Source organism: Micromonospora sp. IBSANI012, from assembly GCF_052814045.1.
Window position 1 is genome coordinate 2,365,452 of sequence record NZ_CP199933.1, and the last position, 21,794, is coordinate 2,387,245.

Sequence of the window (21,794 nt, forward strand, 5' to 3'; positions counted from 1 at the left end):
CGGGTCAGCGGGCCGGGGCGAGCGCCGCGCGGTCCATGATCCGGAGTCGGTCCGGGCCGTCGGCGACGCTGACCACGAAGCAGCCGGCGCCCGGCCGGAGCAGGGCCGGCACGTCCAACAGGGCGGCGCTCCGGACCAGCACGGCGGCCAACTCCCGGTCGGTCAGCCGGATCCCCAGGATGTGCCGGCGCACGTGCCGGCCGCCGGCCAGCAGCGCCGACCGCCAGGCCGCCGCGGCCAGCCGGGACCGCCAGGCCGCCCGGGCCGTCGACGCGCCGGGGGCCGGCCCGCCCAGCAGCTCACGGCGGCCCCGCCGCCAGCCCGACTCACGCAGCTCCGCGTACGCCGCCCGGTGTTCCCGGGGCACGTGCAGCCGGTGCAGCTCGTAGCGGCGGCGCAGGCCACCGCTGACCACCTCGTGCTCCACCGGCACGTCCAGCCGGTTGAGCAGTTGCCGCATCCGCAGCGCGGCGTCCTCCCGGTTGAACTCCACCGGCCGGTACGGCTCGACCGGGCCGCGCTCGGCGGCCGGCGGGGGTGTGCAGCGGACCAGGCAGGTCACCTCGAACGCGTCGCCAAGGGTGAGCCAGTCCATCGGCGGCGGGGGCGGCGGAACGCGGGGCCGGTCGAGCACAGTGGGTTGCGGGGCCATCGGACCGCTCCTTGTCGGCGTCGGGGTCCCCATACCGTCACCCGCGCGCCGGCCGGGTTCCACCGATCCGGCCCAGCCTTGAGGAAATCTTGCGGCTCGTCAGAGCTCGGTGACCACCACGTCGAGCTGCCGGGGGCGCCCGGCCGGCGTCGGCTGCTCCTCGACCGTGTACTTGAGGTCACGCAGCGCGGTGACCAGCCCGGCGGCGGTGCGCGGCCGGGCCCCGGCCACCAGCAGGTCGCGGACCAGGCGACCCTTGGTGGCCTTGTTGAAGTGGCTGACCACGCTGCGGGTCGGCCCGGTTGGCGTGTCCCGCTCGTGCAGCACCCGTACGGTCACCGTGCGGCCGGCCTGCTCGCCGCGCGGCGCCCAGGTCGCGGCGTACGCGCCGGAGCGCAGGTCCAGCACCGGCCCGTCGCCGGCCGCCGCCGCCATCGCCGGGGCCAACGCCCGACGCCAGTACGCCGACAGCGCCCCCACCCCCGGCAGCTTCGCCCCGATCGGGCAGCGGTACGGCGGGATCCGGTCGGTGAGGCGCACGGCGCCCCAGAGGCCGGAGCTGATCAGCACCGTCCGGCGCGCCGCCCGCTGCGCCGGGGCCGGCAGCGACGCCAGGTCGAGCGCCTCGTAGAGCACCCCGGTGTAGACCTGCCCCGCCGGTGCGGTCGTCGCCCGGTCCAGCCGTGCGTTGCGGGCCAGCTCGCCCCGCTGCCCGACGCTGAGCCCGAGCGCGGCCAGCGCGCCCGCCTCGTCGCCGCCGCTGAGCCCGATCAGCGCGGCCAGCACCTCCTGGCGGGCGGGGGTCAGCTCGGGCAGGGAGAGCCGGGTCAGGTCGAGCCGCCGGCCCGTGCCGGCGTCGGCCTTCCCCTCGGAGGGCGGCAGCAGGATGAGCACGCCGCCAGCGTACGGGCCGGGCTCAGCGCCATGGCCGCACGGCGGTCGGCGGGTGGTACACGCGATAGCCGGCCACCTCGGCCAGGGTGGCGGCGTCGGCCCGCTCGCCGAGCAGGCGGCGCAGCCGGCGGTCCGCCGCGGAGTCGACCGCCAGCACGTACCCGGGCCGCTCCGCCCGGCCCACCTGGTCCCAGTACGGCTGGTAGCGGTTCTGCCCAGGGGTGAGCGCGCCGTCGAGCACCGCGCAGACCACCCGCTCGTCGGTGGTGAAGGTCAGCCGGTTGCAGGTCCAGTAGTCGCCGTACACCGCGGCCAGCCCGGTACGGCGCACCGCCTCGGCCAGCTCCCGCGCCCGCCGCTCCTCGGTCCGGGGCGCGTCCAGCGCGGCGAGGAACAGGCCGGTGGCCACCACGGCGCCGGCGGTCAGCCCGGCCAGCACCGCGGTCGCGCTCGCCCCGGCCAGCCGGCCCGCCGCGCCGACCGTGCCCCGCCAGCAGGCCACCGCCGCCGCCCAGAGCGGCCAGAGCACCGCCGGCAGCGAGAGCTGGAGCACCGACAGGTAGCGGGCGTTGCCCAGCGGGTCGCTCACGGCGAGCGGGCTGCGGACGTACGCGAACAGGGTCAGCGCCGCGCCGGCGGCCAGGGCGAGCTGCGCGACCGGCCGGACCCGCCGGGCCGTGGGCAGGCCGGCGGTCCGGCGGTACGCGACCAGCGCGACCAGCCCGGCGACGGCCAGCAGCACCGGGTAGAGCAGGCCGAACCACTCCTGCCACCGGTTGCATCCGGTGACCGCGCAGAGCCCGGTGGCCAGCGGCACCCCCTCCAGCAGGCCGCCGCGCAGCCGGAGCGACCACGGCGGCGTCGGGCCGCCGGTGGAGTTGATCTCACGGAGCACCGACAGCGAGTCCAGCCCGGGCGGCGCGACCAGGTTGTCCCAGATCATCGGCGCCAGGCCGACGACGAAGCCGGCCAGCAGCAGCAGCGCCGGCCAGCCGAGCAGGTCCCGGCGGGCGGCGTAGAGCAGCAGCAGCCCGGCCACCGCCAGGTACGGCACGATCAGCCAGTCCGACCAGAGCGCCAGCCCGGCCAGCAGCCCGGCCAGGCCGATCGCGGCCCACCGGTGCCGCACCCGGTCCTGGGCCAGCGCCACCGCGATCAGCAGCATCGCCAGCACCGCCGGTTTCACCTCGGGGCGGCCGCCCACCACGGTCAACTGGTCGCGGACCACCCGTTCCGTGCCGAGCGCCAGCAGACCCACCACGAAGGTGGCGAACCAGGGCGAGTAGAGCCGACGGGTCAGCCGGTACGACAACCAGAGGAAGAGCGCGTACAGGGCCAGCAGTGGCAGCCGCAGCACCGGCCAGCTCGGCCCGGCCAGCGCCACCAGCGGCGCCGCCAGGTACGCCTCCGCCATGCCCATGTAGTGCTGCCCGTAGAGGAACACCGGGCGCTCCCGGCCGGCGGCGATGTGCAGGGCGGCGAGCCCGAAGGTGGCCTCGTCGCTGTTCGACGGCGGCACGGTCAGCAGGGTCAGCACCAGCCGGTAACCCACCCCGACCGCCCCGAGCAGCAGCGCGACGAGCGCCGGCCGGTCGAGCCGCGGCCGCTCCGCGTGGTCCTGCGATCCTGATGTCGACACGACCAACGCCCCCGTCGTCGTCCCGACCGGAGTGTTTCACGCCGTACCGGACGCCCGGGGCGGATCCCGGGAGGCGGCATCTCTCGCGTGGCCGCTTGCGCCCAGGTGTGGCAGGGTTGCAGCGTGCCACCCACTCCCGCAGGCCAGCTGGCCGTACCGAACCTGCATCGAGCCGCGCGGATCGAGGACGCCGTGCACCAGCTGGTGGAGCGTCGCCTGCGCCGCACCGGCTGGCAGGCCAACATCATCGCGTACGCCGGCTACGGCGCGCCGGGCTGGGCGCGGGTGCTCTGCCGGGTGCTGCTCGGCCGCCCGGACACCCGGCAGCGGGGCCGGCTGGACAAGGTTCGCGGCTGGCGCAGCTTCACCACCCTGCCGGCCAAGCACGTCAAGGTGACCATCGAGGCGGGTGGGGTCACCCACGAGGCGCACGCCGACCGCAGCGGCTTCGTCGACACCATCGTCGAGGGCGACTTCACCCCCGGCTGGTCCTCGGTCCGCCTCAGCGTGGCCGACGCCGAGCCGGCCGAGGCGTTGGTGCGGATCCTCGACCCGGAGGTCCGGTTCGGCATCCTCTCCGACATCGACGACACGGTCATGGTGACCGCGCTGCCCCGACCACTGCTCGCCGCCTGGAACACCTTCGTGCTGGACGAGCACGCCCGGGCCGCGGTGCCCGGCATGGCGGTGCTCTACGAGCGGCTGGCCACCGCCCACCCGGGCGCGCCGGTCTTCTACCTCTCCACCGGGGCGTGGAACGTCGCGCCGACGCTGACCCGGTTCCTCTCCCGGCACCTCTATCCGGCCGGCCCGCTGCTGCTGACCGACTGGGGCCCGACCGCCGACCGGTGGTTCCGCAGCGGCCGCGAGCACAAGCGCGCCACCCTGGCCCGACTGGCCCGGGAGTTCCCCGAGGTGCGTTGGCTGCTGATCGGCGACGACGGGCAGCACGACCAGGAGATCTACCGCGAGTTCGCCGCCGCCCACCCGGACAACGTCGCCGGGGTGGCGATCCGCCGCCTCTCGCCGACCCAGTCGGTGCTGGCCGGTAGCCTGCCCGCCCCGGCCGGCCAGTCCTCGTCCGGCCCGGTGGGGCAGAAGTGGCTCTCCGCGCCGGACGGCGCCGGGCTCTGGAAGCTGCTGCGGGACGCGGGCCTGGTCTGACGTACGCCCGACCAGGCCGCGCCCACCGTGCCGTCCTAGTCCGTGCGTGACCCGCTGACCGTGCCGGCCCTGCGGCCGTCGGCACCCGCGCCCGTGCCGGTGTCGGCCATCCCGCCGTCGGCGGCGGACCCGCCAGATTCTTCCCCGGCTGCGTCGGCGCAGCCCGGCGCACTCGGATCGGCCACCATGTAGGCATCGACCGCACCCTGGTCCTGCGCTCCGGCCTGGTCCTGCGCTCCGGCCTGGTCCTCGGCTCCGGCCTGGTCCTGGGCTCCGGCTTGGTCCTGTGCTCCAGCTTGGTCCTGTGCTCCAGCCTGGTCTTCTGCGCCGCTCTGCTCGTGGGCACCAGCCTGGTTCTCGGCCCCGGCCTGGTTCTGTGCGTCGGCCTGGTTGTCGGCCTCGTTCTGGTTCCCTGCCTCGTTCTGGTTCCCTGCCTCGTTCTGGTTCCCTGCCTCGTTCTGGTTCTGTGCACCGGCCTCGTTCTGCGCCTGGTCCTCGGCTGCGGCCTGGTCGCGCGCCGCCTGCCGGGCCGCCCGCACCTGCTGCAGGATCGCCCGCAGTTGCTGGATACGGACGCGGATCTGCTGGATCCGGTTGGCGACCTGCCCGCCGGCATTCGCCGCCTTCTGGCCGCCGGCGTTCCCGGCCTTCTGGCCTGCGCTTCCGGCCTTCTGGCCGCCGACGTTGCCGGCCTTTTGGCCGCCAACGTTCCCAGCCTGCTGGCCGGCGGCCTGCTCGGCGCCCGCCTCCTGCCCGCCGGCCTCCTGCTGCCCTGCGGCCTGCTGCCCGCCGGCCTCCTGCTCACCTGCGGCCTGCTGTCCGCCGGCCGCCTGCTGCCCTGTGCCCTGTTGCTCGCCGGCCTGCTGCCCACCGGACCCCTGCTCTCCGGCTCCGGCCTGCTGGCGAGCCCTGGCGGCCTCGACGATGTCGGCGATCTGCCCGAGCAGCCCACCCAGGGCATCGATGATCTCGGCCGCCCGCGCCGCGCCTCCGCCGGGACCTGCGCCTCCGCCGGGAGCTGCGCCCGCGCCGGGAGCTGCGCCACCGTCGGGAGCTGCGCCCGCGCCGGGAGCTGCGCCACCGTCGGGAGCTGCGCCCGCGCCGGGAGCTGCGCCACCGTCGGGAGCTGCGCCCGCGCCGGGAGCTGCGCCACCGTCGGGAGCTGCGCCCGCGCCGGGAGCTGCGCCACCGTCGGGAGCTGCGCCCGCGCCGGGAGCTGCGCCCGCGCCGGGAGCCGCACCCCCGCCGGGAGCGGTCTTCCCGGTTTGGGCCTGCTGCGCACCCTGCACGATGTCGCGGATGCCGCCGAAGATCCCGTCGAGCCGCTGCACTCGGGCCCCGGTCACCCGCGGGTCCGCGAGCTGGCCGGTCCGCTTCCCGGTCAGCTGCTCGGTGATCGCCCACGCCTGGTTCAGGCGGGTGGCCATGGCCACCTCCCACGGGACCATTGGGCAGGCGGCCCCGGCGACGTCCACGTCGCCGTCACAGCCGGCGGCGGCGCGGCGTTGCTGGATCAGGTCGACCACGGCCTGCCGGTTGGCGATCCGGGCCGGCGAGTTGGCGTCCGGATTCTGCCGTTGTCCGGCGATGAAGGTCAGGTTGTTGCGCAGGGCCGTGTCCAGGCCCTGGCAGTTCTCCGCCGCCTGACCGGTCCCGGTCGCGACCGCGAACGCCGCGCCGGCCGTCACTGCGAGCGCGACCCCGCCGGCGATCTTCCGCTGACGGGACGAACCCGTCATCCTTCGTCTGCTCGTCGTGCCCCTGCTCCACGCCATCGAAGCTCCTCCGCCTCGTCGTCACGGGTGTCCGGCATCCGATGCGGGATACGGCGGCGACCGCGGAGACGGTTCACGTCGCGGCACGACGACGACGCAAAGTTCGACGGAGGGTGAGAGTTGGGGTGTTGCCGGCTACTGCCAGTAGTGCATGGCTGGTCGATGTTCCGGTGAGCGATATGACTCTGAGGCATATTTATGACTCACAGGTATATCGCTCACCAGGAACATGTCTCCCCGGCCGCGACCTGACCAGCCGGCCCGCGAGCTGACTAGTCGGCCCGCGGCCCGGCCAAGCGGCCCGGCCAATCGGCCTGCGACCCGACCGACCGGCCCACGACCCGACCGACCGGCCCACGACCCGGCCGAGCGACCCGCGAGCCGGCCGACTGTCCGGCGACGAGTCCCACGACCCGCGCCGATTCTCGGGACGCGGGCGGGAAACGGTCAGCCGACCCGGGAACAACCCGCTCAGTCGCGGCGGAGCCAGAGCACGCCCAGCGGTGGCACCCGCAGCGTCACCGACGCCGCCATCCCGTGCCACGGCACGTCCTGCGCGTGTACCTCGCCGAGGTTGCCGACCCCGGAGCCGCCGTAGTGGTGGGCGTCGGTGTTGATCACCTCGGTCCAGGTGCCGCCGGCCGGTAGCCCGATCCGGTAGTCCTCCAGCGGCAGCGCGGAGAAGTTCGCCACGCAGACCAGGGTCGCGCCGTCGGGGGCGATCCGGACGAACGAGACGGTGTTGTGGGCGACGTCGTCGCCGGCGATCCACCGGAAGCCGGCAGGGTCGGTGTCCTGCGCCCAGAGTGCCGGCGTCGCCCGGTAGACCGTGTTGAGGTCCCCGACGAGGCGTTGCACGCCGGCCCGGGCGGGGTCGTGGGTCAGGTACCAGTCGAGGCCGCGCTCCTCGCTCCACTCCCGGTCGTCGGCCAGCTCGCAGCCCATGAAGAGCAGTTGCTTGCCCGGATGCGCCCACATGTACGCCAGCAGCGCCCGCACGTTGGCCAGCCGCTGCCAGGTGTCGCCGGGCATCTTGCCGGCGAGCGACCCCTTGCCGTGCACCACCTCGTCGTGGCTGATCGGCAGCACGTAGTTCTCGCTCCAGGCGTAGGCCAGGGAGAAGGTGAGCTGATGGTGGTGGTGCTGCCGGTAGATCGGGTCCTTGGAGGTGTAGAGCAGGGTGTCGTGCATCCAGCCCATGTTCCACTTGAACCCGAAGCCGAGCCCGCCGTCGGCGGTCGGCCGGGTGACCCCGGGCCAGGCGGTGGACTCCTCGGCGATCATCACCACCCCGGCGTGGTGCTTGTAGACGGTGGCGTTGACCTCCTGGAGGAACGCGATCGCCTCCAGGTTCTCCCGGCCGCCGTGCACGTTCGGGGCCCACTGCCCCTCCTGGCGGGAGTAGTCCAGGTAGAGCATCGAGGCGACGGCGTCCACCCGCAGGCCGTCGACGTGGAACTCCTCGCACCAGTAGAGCGCGTTGGCGACGAGGAAGTTGCGCACCTCGCGGCGGCCGAAGTCGAAGACGTACGTGCCCCAGTCGGGGTGCTCGCCGCGCCGCGGGTCGGCGTGCTCGTACAGCGGGGTGCCGTCGAAGCGCGCCAGCGCCCACTCGTCCTTGGGGAAGTGCGCCGGCACCCAGTCCAGGATCACGCCGATGCCGGCGCCGTGCAGCCGGTCGACCAGGTGGCGGAAGTCGTCCGGGTCGCCGAAGCGGGAGGTCGGCGCGAAGTAGCCGGTGACCTGGTAGCCCCAGGACCCGCCGAACGGGTGCTCCATCACCGGCAGGAACTCCACGTGGGTGAAGCCCATCTCGGTGACGTACGCGGTCAGCTGCTCGGCCAGTTCCCGGTAGCCGAGGCCGGGCCGCCAGGAGCCGAGGTGCACCTCGTACACGCTCATCGGCTCCTGGTGCGGCTGCCGCCGGGCCCGCCGCTCCAGCCAGGCGGCGTCCGACCACTCGTACGTCGAGTGGTGCACCACCGAGGCCGTGGCCGGCGGCACCTCCGCGTACGCGGCCAGCGGGTCGGCCTTGTCCCGCCACCGCCCGTCGGCGCCGAGAATCCGGTACTTGTACCGGGCGCCGATCCGCGCCTGCGGCACGAAGATCTCCCACACGCCGCTGGAACCGAGCGAGCGCATCGGCCAGCCGTCGTCCGGCCCCCAGCCGGTGAAGTCGCCGACCACCCGCACGCCCCGGGCGTTGGGCGCCCACACCGAGAACGCCACGCCCTCGTCGAAGACCCGCGCGCCGAGCGTCTCCCAGAGCCGCTCGTGGCGCCCCTCGCCGATCAGGTGCAGGTCCAGCTCGCCGATGGTCGGCGGGTAGCGGTACGGGTCGTCGGTGACCTGCCCGTCGGCCTCGATCCGGTAGTCGAGCACGGTGCCCTCGACCCGGGTCTCGAAGACGCCGACGTCGTGCACCCGCTTCATCGGGTGCCGCTCCTCACCGACCAGCAGCATCACGTCGCCGGCGCCCCGGCGCATCGCGCGGATCGTGGTCCACCCGTCGGCGGGGTGCGCGCCGAGCAGGGCGTGCGGGTCGTGGGTCTCGCCGGCGATCAGCTGGTCCATCGCGCGTCCTCCGGGGCGGGAGCGGTCGGGGCGGTGCCGCCCGAAAGGTCGGTCGGCACGTCGGCGACGGTGAGGTCGGCCGGGGCGTGCCCGGTGGGCTCCGCCGCGGCAGCGGCGGCCGGGCGGCGCACCGTCAACACGTGGGCGGGCTGAAGATACGGGTCGAGGCGGACGGCGTTGCGCTGCCCCCACTCGTAGCTGGCGCCGGTCAGTTCGTCGTGGACGGTGAACCGCTCGTGCCAGTCGAGGCCGAGGGCGGGCATGTCGAGGGTGGTGTTGCCCCACTGCACGCCGCGGGAGTCGAACGAGCAGACCACGATGACGGTGTTGCCGCTGTCCGGGTCGTGTTTGGACCAGCAGAGCAGCGCCGGGTTGTCGATGTCGTGGAAGCGCAGGTTGCGGAGCTGGTGCAGGGCGGGGTTGTCCCGGCGTACCCGGTTGAGGGTGGCGATGAACGGCGCGAGCGAGCGGCCCTGCGCCTGCGCGCCGGCCCAGTCCCGGGGGCGCAGCTCGTACTTCTCGTTGTCCAGGTACTCCTCGGCGCCGGGGCGGGCGACGTGCTCGAAGAGCTCGAACCCGGCGTACACGCCCCAGGAGGGGGAGAGCAGCGCGGCCAGCACCGCCCGGATCTTGAACATCGGCGGGCCGCCGTGCTGCAACGAGGAGTGCAGGATGTCCGGGGTGTTGGGCCAGAAGTTCGGTCGCATGTAGTCGGCTGCCGCGACCAGTTCCTCGCAGTACGCCCGCATCTCCGCCGCCGACGTGCGCCAGGTGAAGTACGTGTACGACTGGGTGAACCCGATCTTGCCCAATCCGTGCATGATGGCCGGTCGGGTGAACGCCTCGGCGAGGAAGAGCACGTCCGGGTCGACCTTCTTGACCTCGGCGATCAACCAGTGCCAGAAGTCGAACGGCTTGGTGTGCGGGTTGTCCACCCGGAAGATGCGGATCCCCTCGCCGACCCAGTGCAGCACCACCCGCAACACCTCGGCCCGGATCCCCTCCGGATCGTTGTCGAAGTTCAGCGGGTAGATGTCCTGGTACTTCTTCGGCGGGTTCTCCGCGTACGCGATGCTGCCGTCGGCCCGGGTGGTGAACCACTCCGGGTGCTCGGCCACCCAGGGGTGGTCCGGCGCGCACTGCAACGCCAGGTCCATCGCCACCTCCAGGCCCTGCTCGGCGGCGGCCGCGACGAAGTCGCGGAAGTCCTCCGGCGTACCCAGGTCGGGGTGGATGGCGTCGTGGCCGCCCTCGGCGGCGCCGATCGCCCACGGCGAGCCCACGTCGTCGGGCCCGGCGGTGAGCGAGTTGTTGGGGCCCTTGCGGTTGACCCGGCCGATCGGGTGGATCGGCGGCAGGTAGAGCACGTCGAAGCCCATCGCCGCGACGCCCGGCAGCCGCTCCATCGCGGTGACGAAGGTGCCCGAGCGGGCCGGGGAGTCGACGGTGGCCGGGATCGCGCCCTCGGAGCGGGGGAAGAACTCGTACCAGGCGGAGAAGAGCGCCCGGGGGCGGTCCACCCAGAGCCGGTACTCCTCGCCGGTGGTGACCAGCTCGCGCACCGGGTGCTCCCAGAGCAGGTCGGCCAGCTCCAGCGCCGGGGCGACCCGGCGGGGCAGGTCCAGCGCGGTGTCGCGCAGCGCGGCCACGGCGCTCTTCACCCGCACGACCTCGGCGGCCGGCACCAGCTCTGCCGCCGTCGTCAGTACGCGCACGCCCTCGGCGAGGTCGTTGGCCAGCTCCGCCGGCCCCTGCCCGGCGGCGATCTTCTTGGTCACGGCGTTCTGCCAGGTGAGGTAGGGGTCCTGGAACGCCTCGACGGTGAAGACCCAGTCGCCGACCGCGTCGGGCCGGATGGTGGCGTGCCAGGTGTCCTGGCCCGGCTCGCCGGGGCGCATCCGGGTGAAGGGTCGCGCCGCGCCGTCCGGGCCGAGCCAGACCACGTTGCAGCCGAGCGCGTCGTGCCCCTCCCGGTAGGCGCGGGCCGACACGGGCACCACCTCGCCGACCACCGCCTTGGCCGGATAGCGACCGCAGGCGACGACGGGGGAGACGTCTTCGATCGGGAACCGTCCGCTCACCCCGCCAACCTACTGCGCGAGATCGCTTCGCGCTCGGGTCAGCCTGCCGCGCCCACCGACCGGTACACCTCCATGGTGCGGGCCGCGACGGCGTCCCAGGAGAAGTGCTCCACCGCCCGCCGCCGCCCGGCCCGGCCGAGTTCGGCGGCGCGTGCCGGGTCGGCCAGCACCTCGTTGATCCGGGCGGCCAGGTCGGCCACGAACCGCTCCGGCTCCAGCGGCCGGCCGGAGCCGTCGCCGGCCTGTTCGATCGGCACCAGCAGCCCGGTCTCGCCGTCGGCGACCACCTCGGGGATGCCGCCGGTGGCGGTCGCCACCACGGCCGTCTCGCAGGCCATCGCCTCCAGGTTCACGATGCCCATCGGCTCGTAGACGGACGGGCAGACGAAGATCGTCGCGTGCGTGAGCACCTGGATCACCTCGTGCTTGGGCAGCATCTCGGCCACCCAGACCACCCCGGAGCGGTTGGCCCGCAGCTTGCCGACCAGGCCCTCGACCTCGGCGGCGATCTCCGGGGTGTCGGGGGCGCCGGCGAGCAGCACCAGCTGGGTGTCGGCGGGCAGCTCCCGCGCCGCGCGCAGCAGGTAGGGCAGTCCCTTCTGCCGGGTGATCCGGCCGACGTAGACCACGCTGGGGCGGGACGGGTCGATGCCGAGCCGGTCGACGACGTCGGTGCCGGTGTCCGGGGCGTACTGGGCGGTGTCGATGCCGTTGTAGACCACGCGGACCCGGTCCGGGTTCACCTCCGGGTACGCGGTGAGGACGTCGCGGCGCATCCCCGCGCTGACCGCGATGATCGCGTCGGCCGCCTCGACCGCCGTGCGCTCGCACCAGGACGAGAGCGCGTACCCGCCGCCGAGCTGTTCGGCCTTCCACGGCCGCAGCGGCTCCAGGCTGTGCGCGGTCACCACGTGCGGCACGCCGTGCAGCAGCTTCGCGGTGTGCCCGGCCAGGTTGGCGTACCAGGTGTGGCTGTGCACCACGTCGGTGCCGGCGCAGCCCGCGGCCATCTCCAGGTCGACGCCCATGGTGCGCAGCGCGGCGTTCGCGCCGGCCAGGCCGGCCGGTTCGGCGTACGCGGTGACGCCCGGCTCGGTGCGCGGCGCGCCGAAGCAGTGCACCCGTACGTCGGCGAGTCGGCGCAACTCACGCGCCAGGTACTCGACGTGCACCCCGGCCCCGCCGTACACCTCGGGCGGGTACTCCCGGGTCAGCAGATCCACGCGCAGCCGTGCCGATTCCGTCATGCCCCCGCACCCTAGTGCAGAACTGTGCCCGTACGAGTGGTGAAGTCGCAGCGGGATGGATAGCGTCGGTACATGGCTGCCAAGGTGCTCGCGATCGTCCTGGCCGGCGGAGAGGGCAAGCGCCTCATGCCGCTCACCACGGACCGGGCCAAGCCGGCCGTCCCGTTCGGCGGGATGTACCGCATGGTCGACTTCGTCCTGTCCAACCTGGCGAACGCCGGCTTTCTCAAGATCGTCGTGCTGACCCAGTACAAGTCCCACTCGCTGGACCGGCACATCACCCAGACCTGGCGGATGTCGACGATGCTCGGCAACTACGTCACGCCGGTGCCGGCACAGCAGCGCCGCGGCCCGTGGTGGTTCGCCGGGTCCGCCGACGCGATCTACCAGAGCTTCAACCTGATCAACGACGAGCAGCCCGACTACGTGATCGTCTTCGGGGCCGACCACATCTACCGGATGGACCCCCGGCAGATGGTGGACGACCACATCGCCTCCGGCGCCGGCGTGACCGTGGCCGGCATCCGGCAGCCGCTGTCGATGGCCGACCAGTTCGGGGTGATCGAGGTCGGCGAGGACGGGCGGCGGATCCGCGCGTTCCGCGAGAAGCCCACCGACGCGGTCGGCCTCCCCGACGCCCCGGACCAGATCTACGCCTCGATGGGCAACTACGTGTTCAGCACCGGCGCCCTCTGCGAGGCGGTCGAGCGGGACGCGGAGGACAAGACCAGCAAGCACGACATGGGCGGCAGCATCATCCCGATGCTGGTGGAGCGGGGCGAGGCCAACGTCTACGACTTCAAGGACAACGAGGTGCCGGGCAGCACCGACCGGGACCGCGGCTACTGGCGGGACGTGGGGACGCTGGACTCCTTCTACGACGCCCACATGGACCTGATCAACGTGCACCCGGTGTTCAACCTCTACAACTTCGACTGGCCTATCTACAGCAACCAGCCGCCGTACCCGCCGGCGAAGTTCGTCCACCAGTGGGGCGAGCGGGTCGGCCGGGCGGTCGGCTCGATGGTCTCGCCCGGCGCGGTGATCTCCGGCTCGCTGGTGGAGAACTCGATCGTGTCGCCGAAGGTCAAGGTCCACTCCTGGGCGCACGTCGACGGCGCGGTGCTGATGGAGGGCGTCGAGATCGGCCGGCACGCCGTGGTCCGCCGGGCCATCCTGGACAAGAACGTCTTCGTCCCCGAGGGCGCGGAGATCGGTGTCGACCTGGAGAAGGACCGGCAGCGCTACACCGTCTCCGACAACGGCATCGTGGTGATCGGCAAGGGCCAGCGCGTCGAGCCGTGAACCAGGTGTGATCCCGGCCGTCGCCGGGAAGCAGTGAGCGTCGGAGTACCGCCCTTGGAGGTTGCAGCAGTGGCCCATCCCCGCGCCGGACAGCCCGCCGAGCCCGCCGACCTGGTGGACGTGCCGCGGCTGGTGACCGCCTACTACGCCGAGCACCCGGACCCCGACGACCCGGCGCAGCAGGTCTCCTTCGGCACGTCCGGGCACCGCGGGTCGTCGCTGCGCAACGCCTTCAACTCCGACCACATCCTCGCGGTCACCCAGGCGCTCTGCGACTACCGCCGGAAGCAGGGCCTCGACGGCCCGCTCTTCCTCGCCCGGGACACCCACGCGCTCTCCGCCCCCGCCGAGGCGGACGCCCTGGAGGTGCTCGCCGCCAACGGCGTCACCGTGCTGCGGGACAGCCGCGACGGCTACACGCCCACCCCGGCGCTCTCGCACGCCGTGCTCACCCACAACCGGGGGCGCACCAGCGGCCTCGCCGACGGCATCGTCATCACCCCGTCGCACAACCCGCCCGACGACGGCGGGTTCAAGTACAACCCCACCCACGGCGGGCCCGCCGACAGCGACGTCACCAAGTGGATCCAGGACCGGGCCAACGCGATCCTGGCCGCCGGCCTCAAGGAGGTCCGGCGGATCCCGTACGCCCGGGCCCGCGCCGCCGACACCACCGGCGGGTACGACTTCCTCGCCGGCTACGTCGACGACCTGCCCGCCGCGATCGACATCGACGCGATCCGCGACGCCGGGGTGCGCATCGGCGCCGACCCGCTCGGCGGGGCCAGCGTCGCGTACTGGGGGGAGATCGCCGAGCGGCACCGGCTGGACCTGACCGTGATCAACCCGACGGTCGACCCGACCTGGCGGTTCATGACCCTGGACGGCGACGGCAAGATCCGGATGGACTGCTCCTCGCCCAACGCGATGGCCTCGCTGATCGCCGCCCGCGCCGACTACCAGGTCTCCACCGGCAACGACGCCGACGCCGACCGGCACGGCATCGTCACCCCCGACGGCGGCCTGATGAACCCCAACCACTACCTGGCGGTGGCGATCGGGCACCTGTTCCGTACCCGGGAGCAGTGGGGCCCGGCGGCCGCGGTCGGCAAGACGCTGGTCTCCTCCTCCATGATCGACCGGATCGCGGCGGACCTGGGTCGTCCGCTGCTGGAGGTGCCGGTGGGCTTCAAGTGGTTCGTGCCCGGGCTGCTCGACGGCGCGGTCGGCTTCGGCGGCGAGGAGAGCGCCGGCGCGTCCTTCCTGCGCCGCGACGGGAGCACCTGGACCACCGACAAGGACGGCATCCTGCTCTGCCTGCTCGCCTCGGAGATCATCGCCACCACCGGGCGGACCCCCAGCCAGCACTACGCCGAGCTGGCCGAGCGCTTCGGCGCCCCCGCGTACGCCCGGATCGACGCCCCGGCCACCCGGGAGCAGAAGGCCGTGCTCGGCAAGCTGTCCCCGGAGCAGGTGGGCGCCACCGAGCTGGCCGGCGAGCCGATCACCGCGACGCTCACCACCGCGCCGGGCAACGGCGCGGCGATCGGCGGGCTGAAGGTGACCACCGAGTCGGGCTGGTTCGCCGCCCGCCCGTCGGGCACCGAGGACGTCTACAAGATCTACGCCGAGTCGTTCCGGGGGCCGGAGCACCTGGCCCGTATCCAGGAGGAGGCGAAGGCGCTGGTCGACGGGGTGCTCGCCAAGGCCTGAGCCGGGGGCGCGGTCAGCGTGGCGGGGGCAGCTCGCGGCGGTTCAACTGCTTTCGCATCCCGTCCGGCAGCAGCTCGCGCAGCTGCTCGGGCAGCAGTGGCAGGTCCAGCAGGCTGAGCTTGAGCTGGTTGCGTTCGGCGTAGCGGCGGGGGTCGAGGCGGACCACCAGGCCGGCGTTCTGGTGGTACCGCACGTGCACCGCACCCTCGGTCGAGGCGTCCCGGATGATCACGCCGTCCATCTCCACGGCCACCGGCGCCGAGTCGGGCAGCAAATCCAACCGGATGGTCTCGTCGGAGGAGAGCACCACCGACCGGGAGATGCCGGCCATCGGCGCCGACGGCGTCACCACCACGGCCTGGGTCGCCGGGGAGATCAGCGGCCCGCCGGCCGCGTAGCTGTAGGCCGTCGAGCCGGTCGGCGTGCTCACCACCAGCGCGTCGCAGCGGTAGTAGCCGTACCGCTGCCCGTCGACGGCGAGGGTGGCGGTGACGAAGCCGGACCCCGGATGGCGGACGAGGGCGATGTCGTTGAACGCCACCACGTCGTCCCCGCACACGTCGCAGGCCAGGCAGGCGCGTGACTCGACGGTGAAGTCGTGGGCGACGAGCCGGTCCAGCGCCCGGGGCAGATCCGGCGGCTCGACCTCGACGAGGAAGCCGAGCTTGCCCAGGTGCACCCCGAGCACCGGCTTCGGGTCGCGCACGGCCGAGCGCAGCGCACCGAGCATGGTGCCGTCCCCGCCGATGCTGATCAACGCGTCCGACCGGTGGGCCAGCTCTGCCGCCGGCACCAGCTCCACCGACGGTGGCACCCGGTGCCGGTCCTCGGCGCGGACGGCGAGGCTCTTGCCGTGCCGGGTCGCCCACCGTTCGACGATCTCCACGACCTCGGAGACGTCCCGGGTGGGATGCAGCACCAGACCGAACACGTACCCCGCCACCGGTACAGCTCATCACACGGGCGGACGGTCCGGCAGCCGTACGGACAGGTGCGGCGGCGGTGAAAGCCCGCCGCCGCACCCGCGTCCGCTAGCGGCGCGGCCGGCCGCTCAGGTGGGCCAGCGACCGGGCGACCAGGTCGTCCCGGACCGCCGGGGCCAGCCCCTCCAGGCCGAAGCCGAGGTAGACGGTGTCGTCGGTGACCACCGCCGCGCCCTCGGTGAACGCCTGCTGGCTGCGGGCCCAGTCGTTGCCGCCCGGCGCCGAGCCCGGCGGCGGCCCGGCCACCGTCCACCCGCCCAGGTCCGGCGTCTCGAAGGAGGTCTCCGAGACGACCGTGCCGTTGGTGATCACCCGCGCGTCGTCCAGGAACACACCGAGGCCCTGGGTGCCCCAGTCGGAGACGTACGAGATGGAGATCTCGACCTGCTTGCCGGCGTACGCCGACAGGTCGACGGCGAACTCCCGCCAGCCGCCGGAGCTGCCCGTGGCCGCGTTCCAGCTACCGGTGCTGCCCGTGGGAGAGCAGTCGGCGCCCTGGTAGTGGGTGAGGAACGGGTGCAGGGTCTCCGCCCAGCCCGACTCGCAGCTGTCGCCGGTCTCGGTGCCGGTGCGGCCGTTGGCGTCGGGCAGCGTCGTCCAGTCGTCGCTGCCCACCTCGTGCGCCTCGACGATCAGGAAGTCCCAGTTCTGCTCGATGTCGTACGAGGCGAAGAAGCGCAGTTGCCCGCTGCTCGCCGAGGTGAGGTCGACGGTCCGGGTGAGCCGCTTGTACGACTCGTCGGACCGCCCGCTGTACAGGTACCAGTCGCCGGTGCGGGGGTCGAACGGCGCGCTGCCCGGCCGGGCCCAGTCCACCGCCGCCGAGCTGGCGAACTGCGGGAACTGATCCGGGGCCAGGAAGCTCGACGTGGTGAGGAACGAGGCCGTGTGGTCCTGGTTCCCCGCCGAGCCGGGCGCGTTGAGCTGCCCCTGGAAGCCGGCGAAGGCCCCGTCCGCGCCGCGCAGCGGATACGGCGTGCCGTCCGGGTCGCTGCCGCCGTCGCTGACGTAGTTGTAGGCCCCCAGGTAGTACTGCTGGAAGTCGTTCAACAGCGGCAGGCAGGTGGCGTCGTCCGGGTCGGCGCACTCCGCCACCGCCGGGTCCGGCTGGTAGACGTACGAGCCGTTGGCGGCCTGGGCGAAGAGCGCGTACTTGCCGCTGACCAGGAGCTTGCCGCCCTCGTTGAGGTAGTCGCGGACGGCCAGCTCGGTATCGAGCGCCGCGCGGGCGGCGGTGCCGCCGACCTGGCCGGGCGAGCGCAGGATGATGTCGTCGCCGGTCTCCCAGACCACCGCCCGGTAGTGCGAGAGCACGCCCAGCGGGTGCGGGGCCTTACGGCCCATCGCGTCGAAGTCGTACACGTCGCTGCTGCGGCCCGCCGTGGCCAGCGACGCGGCCACCTCGTCGGCGTACTTCGCGGTCGGGCCGCCGGTCTGCGCCGGGCTGAGCCCGGTCACGTCCTCCACGGCGAGCACCAGCACGTCCCCGCCGATGTCGCTGTGCACCCGGTAGGTGAAGTGCTCGCTGGCCACCGGACCCTGGCGCGGCTTGACCCCGGTGAACCACACCTCGACCCGGTCACCCGGCTTCGTGCCGGTGACCGTGCCGCGCAGCTCGGCGTAGTAGTCGTCGTTCGTGTCGCCGTACCGCTCGCCGCCGCGCCACTCGCGGACCTTGACCGTCTTCGGACGGCCGCCGTTGACCACGTAGTGCATCCGGACGTCCTGCAGCGCCCGCCGGGTGATCGACGCGACCTGCTGGGTACGCCCGTAGGAGGTGTCGAAGGAGTCGACCACGAAGTCGGGGGTGCTACGGCCGACCACCGACACCGGGTCGTCCGGGTCGGCCGCCGACTTCGCCACCGACAGCGCGAACGGCAGGTTCTTCGCCACCTCGGCGGAGATCAGCTTCTCGTCGTCCGGGAAGATGAACCCGCTGATGCAGTCCTCCGGCCGCCACTGGTCGTCCGGGTCGGAGGCGGCCGCCGTCTGGCAGGTGGACATCTCCGGGGTGAAGCCGAGGGTGCCGTAGCGGACCTGGGCGTGCGAGTCGGTGTCGCCGTTGGTGGTGTACAGCTCGGCGGAGATGTCCGGGTCGTAGCCGGGCACCGCCGAGTGCGCGTCGTCGCCGGCCATCGCCTGGTAGATGACGTCGTCCGGGGTCGGCGTGCTGACCTGCCAGCCGACGCCGTAGAGCAGCAGCTGGGCCGCCGAGTGGTAGTTGACGAAGAACTCGAAGCCCACCCGCTTGAAGAGCGCGTCGAGCGCCTTCGTCTCCGGCTCCGAGTTGGGGGCCGGGCCGCGGTAGGTGTCGCTGTTCGGCTCCGGCGAGGAGCCCTCGTCGTCGTACCCCCACTTGTAGCTGAAGTTGCGGTTGAGGTCGACGCCGTCGGCGGTGGTGACCTGGCCGTTGCCGTCGTTGTCGCGCAGGTTCTTGCGCCACAACCGGTTGCCCGGGGTGAAGGTGTGGTCGTAGCCGTCCGGGTTGGCCACCGGCAGGAACCACAGCTCGGTGCGGTCCACCAACCGGGTGATCTCCGGGTCGGTGCCGTAGTTGTCCAGCACGTGGTGCAGCAGGCGGCGGGTCATCTCCGGGGTGATCCACTCGCGGGCGTGCTGGGCGCTGCCGTAGATCACCGCCGGGCGTCGCCCGTCCGGCACGGTCCGCGCGTTCTTCGTGACCTTCACCGCCAGGATCGGCTTGCCCTGGACGGTCCGGCCGATGGTCTCCAGCTTCGCCAGCTTCGGAAAGCGCGCCGCGGTCGCGGTGAGCTCGTCGCGGATGCCGCCCGGCTCGCTGTACGACCGGAACGCCTCCCAGCCCGCCGCCGCCTGCTCGCGCAGCGCCAGCGACGCCGCCCTGCCCCGGACCTTCTTGACGTCCAGCCGTACGCCCTGGTCGGCGAGGCGGGCCGCCTCCCGCTTGCTGAGCACCGTCTCCACCCGGGTGCCCCCACCCGCGTCGGTGCCACGCTGGTCGTGGCCGAGGTCGACACCGGACGCGCGCAGCTTCTCCAGCTGTTGCGGGTCGAGCGTGCCGACGTACACCTCCAAGCTGTCGCGGCCGTCCGGGTCAGACGGTGGCCGCGCGCTCGCCGGTGCGGTCAGCGTCAACGCGCCGACCAGGGTGAACACGCCGGCGATCGCCAGCCGTGTTGGTCTCATCGCATCCCCTTCGGTGGAAGGACCTGTGCCGCGAGCCTTCCGCCGTGTGACGACTTATGTCAATGGTTCGATGAGGCTGTCATCACCAGGGGTGTCCGGACGATGCTCCAGTGTGGCGACGGGGACGCCGGTTACATGCCTCGTTGTCGCATTTCGCGCGTCTTGCCGGGGCGCCGGTCGTTGAGCGCTCCAGAGGACGCGACGCCATTTCCGGGGTCGACGCACCGCCACGCGGACGGGGAAGCTTGTGAAGATCGTAGTGACCGGAGGGGCCGGATTCATCGGTTCCAACCTGGTCCGGGCCCTCGCGGAGGTCCCGCAGGTCAGCGACATCGTCGCCGTCGACGACCTCTCCACCGGGTCGCCGGACAACCTCCTCGACCTGCCGGTCCGCCTCGCGCGCGGCAGCATCCTCGACCCCGAGCTGCTCGACGACGCGGTGGCGGGCGCGGCCAGCGTGGTGCACCTCGGTGCCCTCGGCTCGGTGCCCCGCTCGATCGACAACCCGCTGCGCAGCCACCACGCCAACGCCACCGGCACGCTCACCGTCCTGGAGACGGCGCGCCGCCACCGGGTGCCCCAGGTCATCCTCGCCTCCTCGTCCTCGGTGTACGGCGCCAACCCGGTGCTGCCCCGGGTGGAGACGCTGCGCCCCATGCCGGTGAGCCCGTACGCGGTGTCCAAGCTGGCCACCGAGGCGTACGCGCTCGCCTTCGCCTCCTGCTACGACATCGCGGTCCTGCCGTTCCGCTTCTTCAACGTCTTCGGGCCGCGCCAGGCCGCCAACCACGCGTACGCCGCCGTGGTGCCGAGGTTCGTCTCCGCCGCCCTGGCCGGCGAGCCGCTGCGGGTGCACGGCGACGGCCGGCAGACCCGCGACTTCACCTACGTCGGCAGCGTCACCTCGGTGATCGTGGACGCGGTCCTTCGCCAGGTCCGCGCCCCCGACGTGGTCAACCTCGCCTTCGGCGCCCGGATCTCGCTGCTCGAACTGATCGCCGAGCTGGAAGCGGTGCTGGGGCGGCGGCTGGACGTGGTGCACGAGGCGCCCCGGCCGGGCGACGTCCGCGACTCCCAGGCTGACAGCGGGGTGCTGCGCGCGCTCTTCCCCGACGTGACGCCGGTGCCGTGGGCCGAGGGGGTCCGCGAGACCGTGCACTGGTACGAGACAGTGCTGAAGCAGCCGGTGGGATGATCGATCAGCCGGTGGCGCAGCGGCTCCGCTCCAGTGGCCCCCAGCAGGGCGGGACCCAGGTCGTCTCCCCACCGCCGACGGCACCCGGCTCGCGTACCCGGGCGCTGGTCGCCGGCATCTTCTCGGCACTGGCGGGCAAGGCGGTCGGACTGGCCGCCCCGCTGCTGATCACCCCACTGACCTTCGGGTACCTGGGCGCCGAGCGGTACGGGCTCTGGATGGCCGTCACCTCGCTGACCAGCATGGCCCTCTTCGCCGACTTCGGCCTCGGCAACGGCCTGCTGACCCGGTTGTCGCGGCTGCGCGCCGACGGCGACGCGCGCGGCGCGGCCCGCGAGATCGCCAGCGCGTACGCGCTGCTCGGCACCCTGGCCGCGGCCCTCTTCGTGCTGCTGGTGGGCTCGATCCGACCGGTCGACTGGCCCGCTCTGCTCAACGTCACGAACCCCGAGGTGGCGCGCGATGTCCGGCCGGTCGTGCTGGTGTGCTTCGGGGCCTTCCTGCTCAACGTCCCGCTGGCGCTGATCCAGCGGGTCCAGTACGCCTACCAGCAGGTCGCGCAGAGCAACGTGTGGCAGGCCGCCGGCTCCGTGGCCTCGGTCGGCCTGGTCTACGCGGCGGTCACCGCGGAACTTTCCCCGGTGCTGGTCATTGGGGCGGCGGTCCTCGCCGTGCCGCTGGTCGGCGTCGCCAACACCGTCCACCATTTCGCCCGGCGCCACCCCGAACTGCGACCCCGGCTGCGCGCCGTGGATGCCACCAGGGCCGGCGGACTGCTCCGGCTCGGCGCGTCCTTCTTCGCCGTCTCGGTGCTCAGCTCGGTGGCGATGAACCTCGACGCCTTCCTGGTCGGGCGGGTCCTCGGGCTGGAGGCGGCAGCCACCTACGCGGTCGTGCTGCGGCTCTTCGCCCTGCTCGGGCTCTTCATCACCCTGGTCAACCTGCCGCTCTGGCCGGCGAACGGGGAGGCCCTGGCCTGCGGGGACGTCAGCTGGGTCAGGCGCAGCACCGGACGCATGGTGTGCCTGTCCATGCTGGTCGTGGCCGTGCCGGGCACCCTGTTGGCCCGGTACGGCGACGAGGTGCTGCGGCGGTGGATCGGCTCGGCGGAGGTGACCGGGCTGCCGACGGACCTGTTCCTCGCGCTGGCCGCCGGCTCGCTCCTGGTGGCGGTGGCCGCGCCGCTGTTCATGGCGCAGAACAGTCTCGGTCTGCTCCGCCCGCAACTGGTCGGCTGGAGCGCGTTCCTGGTGGTGTCGGTCCCCGCGAAGGTGGTCCTGGCCGGCACCGTCGGGCTGACCGGTGTGGCACTCGCCGCCACGGTGTCCTACGCCCTGACGGTCCTGCCCGCCGCGGTGGTCGGTTACCGCAGGGTGCTGGCCGTTGTTTCGTCCGAAGAGTGAACTG

General features: G+C 73.1%; 14 protein-coding genes. 5 read left to right on the plus strand and 9 right to left on the minus strand.

Annotated features, from left to right (window positions below):
- Window positions 1–4 precede the first annotated feature (4 nt).
- The 3 genes from ACTWM8_RS10835 to ACTWM8_RS10845 form a co-directional block, all read right to left on the minus strand.
- Window positions 5–652, minus strand: coding sequence for a hypothetical protein (locus tag ACTWM8_RS10835; protein WP_446213693.1), 648 nt, complete (start codon window positions 650–652; stop codon window positions 5–7).
- 99 nt (window positions 653–751) lie between these two features.
- Window positions 752–1,546: a peroxide stress protein YaaA gene (gene yaaA, locus ACTWM8_RS10840; RefSeq protein WP_446213694.1), complete on the minus strand. Its 795-nt coding sequence runs from the start codon at window positions 1,544–1,546 to the stop codon at window positions 752–754.
- 22 nt (window positions 1,547–1,568) lie between these two features.
- Entirely contained in the window at window positions 1,569–3,191 is a 1,623-nt protein-coding gene (locus tag ACTWM8_RS10845; protein WP_446213695.1) for a hypothetical protein, read from the minus strand.
- A 117-nt stretch (window positions 3,192–3,308) separates the two neighbouring features.
- Here ACTWM8_RS10845 and ACTWM8_RS10850 point away from each other — a divergent pair, with 117 nt between their 5' ends.
- On the plus strand, window positions 3,309–4,349 hold the full coding sequence (locus ACTWM8_RS10850; protein ID WP_446213696.1) for an App1 family protein: 1,041 nt from the start codon (window positions 3,309–3,311) through the stop codon (window positions 4,347–4,349).
- Between the two features lie 35 nt (window positions 4,350–4,384).
- Here ACTWM8_RS10850 and ACTWM8_RS10855 read toward each other — a convergent pair whose 3' ends face one another.
- From ACTWM8_RS10855 to glgA, 4 genes are all read right to left on the minus strand, one after another.
- Complete coding sequence (locus ACTWM8_RS10855) at window positions 4,385–6,088, minus strand: hypothetical protein (protein ID WP_446213697.1); 1,704 nt, start codon at window positions 6,086–6,088, stop codon at window positions 4,385–4,387.
- A gap of 507 nt (window positions 6,089–6,595) precedes the next feature.
- Window positions 6,596–8,698, minus strand: coding sequence for a 1,4-alpha-glucan branching protein GlgB (glgB, locus tag ACTWM8_RS10860; RefSeq protein ID WP_446213698.1), 2,103 nt, complete (start codon window positions 8,696–8,698; stop codon window positions 6,596–6,598).
- Entirely contained in the window at window positions 8,686–10,779 is a 2,094-nt protein-coding gene (locus ACTWM8_RS10865) for a maltotransferase domain-containing protein (protein WP_446213699.1), read from the minus strand. Before ACTWM8_RS10865 ends, glgB begins: the two co-directional genes overlap by 13 nt.
- A 38-nt stretch (window positions 10,780–10,817) precedes the next feature.
- The gene (glgA, locus tag ACTWM8_RS10870) at window positions 10,818–12,026 is read right to left on the minus strand and encodes a glycogen synthase (protein WP_446213700.1); all 1,209 of its coding nucleotides are present in this window, start codon (window positions 12,024–12,026) and stop codon (window positions 10,818–10,820) included.
- A 72-nt stretch (window positions 12,027–12,098) separates the two neighbouring features.
- Between glgA and glgC the strand changes: the two genes are divergently transcribed.
- Together glgC and pgm are read left to right on the plus strand one after the other, a co-directional pair.
- Window positions 12,099–13,331 carry a glucose-1-phosphate adenylyltransferase gene (gene glgC, locus ACTWM8_RS10875; RefSeq protein WP_154938456.1) on the plus strand — a complete coding sequence of 411 codons (1,233 nt, stop codon included), beginning with the start codon at window positions 12,099–12,101 and terminating at the stop codon, window positions 13,329–13,331.
- A 69-nt stretch (window positions 13,332–13,400) separates the two neighbouring features.
- The gene (gene pgm / locus ACTWM8_RS10880; RefSeq protein WP_446213701.1) at window positions 13,401–15,044 is read left to right on the plus strand and encodes a phosphoglucomutase (alpha-D-glucose-1,6-bisphosphate-dependent); all 1,644 of its coding nucleotides are present in this window, start codon (window positions 13,401–13,403) and stop codon (window positions 15,042–15,044) included.
- 13 nt (window positions 15,045–15,057) lie between these two features.
- Here the strand turns inward: pgm and ACTWM8_RS10885 are convergent, their stop codons facing one another.
- Together ACTWM8_RS10885 and ACTWM8_RS10890 are read right to left on the minus strand one after the other, a co-directional pair.
- Window positions 15,058–15,987 carry an NAD(+)/NADH kinase gene (locus ACTWM8_RS10885; RefSeq protein ID WP_446213702.1) on the minus strand — a complete coding sequence of 310 codons (930 nt, stop codon included), beginning with the start codon at window positions 15,985–15,987 and terminating at the stop codon, window positions 15,058–15,060.
- An 88-nt stretch (window positions 15,988–16,075) separates the two neighbouring features.
- Window positions 16,076–19,192 carry a M14 family zinc carboxypeptidase gene (locus tag ACTWM8_RS10890; RefSeq protein ID WP_446213703.1) on the minus strand — a complete coding sequence of 1,039 codons (3,117 nt, stop codon included), beginning with the start codon at window positions 19,190–19,192 and terminating at the stop codon, window positions 16,076–16,078.
- 247 nt (window positions 19,193–19,439) lie between these two features.
- On the opposite strand from ACTWM8_RS10890, the gene ACTWM8_RS10895 reads away from it, so the two are divergent.
- Together ACTWM8_RS10895 and ACTWM8_RS10900 are read left to right on the plus strand one after the other, a co-directional pair.
- The gene (locus tag ACTWM8_RS10895) at window positions 19,440–20,387 is read left to right on the plus strand and encodes an NAD-dependent epimerase/dehydratase family protein (RefSeq protein WP_446213704.1); all 948 of its coding nucleotides are present in this window, start codon (window positions 19,440–19,442) and stop codon (window positions 20,385–20,387) included.
- A complete protein-coding gene (locus tag ACTWM8_RS10900) occupies window positions 20,384–21,790 on the plus strand; it encodes a lipopolysaccharide biosynthesis protein (RefSeq protein ID WP_446213705.1) in 1,407 nt (468 codons plus the stop codon). Before ACTWM8_RS10895 ends, ACTWM8_RS10900 begins: the two co-directional genes overlap by 4 nt.
- The last annotated feature ends 4 nt before the right edge of the window (window positions 21,791–21,794 follow it).

Coding starts and splice junctions, on each gene's coding strand:
- glgC (WP_154938456.1), top strand. CDS start 12,099: ATGGCTGCCAAGGTGCTCGCGATCGTCCTGGCCGGCGGAGAGGGCAAG.
- ACTWM8_RS10835 (WP_446213693.1), bottom strand. CDS start 652: ATGGCCCCGCAACCCACTGTGCTCGACCGGCCCCGCGTTCCGCCGCCC.
- ACTWM8_RS10890 (WP_446213703.1), bottom strand. CDS start 19,192: ATGAGACCAACACGGCTGGCGATCGCCGGCGTGTTCACCCTGGTCGGC.
- glgB (WP_446213698.1), bottom strand. CDS start 8,698: ATGGACCAGCTGATCGCCGGCGAGACCCACGACCCGCACGCCCTGCTC.
- glgA (WP_446213700.1), bottom strand. CDS start 12,026: ATGACGGAATCGGCACGGCTGCGCGTGGATCTGCTGACCCGGGAGTAC.
- ACTWM8_RS10900 (WP_446213705.1), top strand. CDS start 20,384: ATGATCGATCAGCCGGTGGCGCAGCGGCTCCGCTCCAGTGGCCCCCAG.
- ACTWM8_RS10855 (WP_446213697.1), bottom strand. CDS start 6,088: ATGACGGGTTCGTCCCGTCAGCGGAAGATCGCCGGCGGGGTCGCGCTC.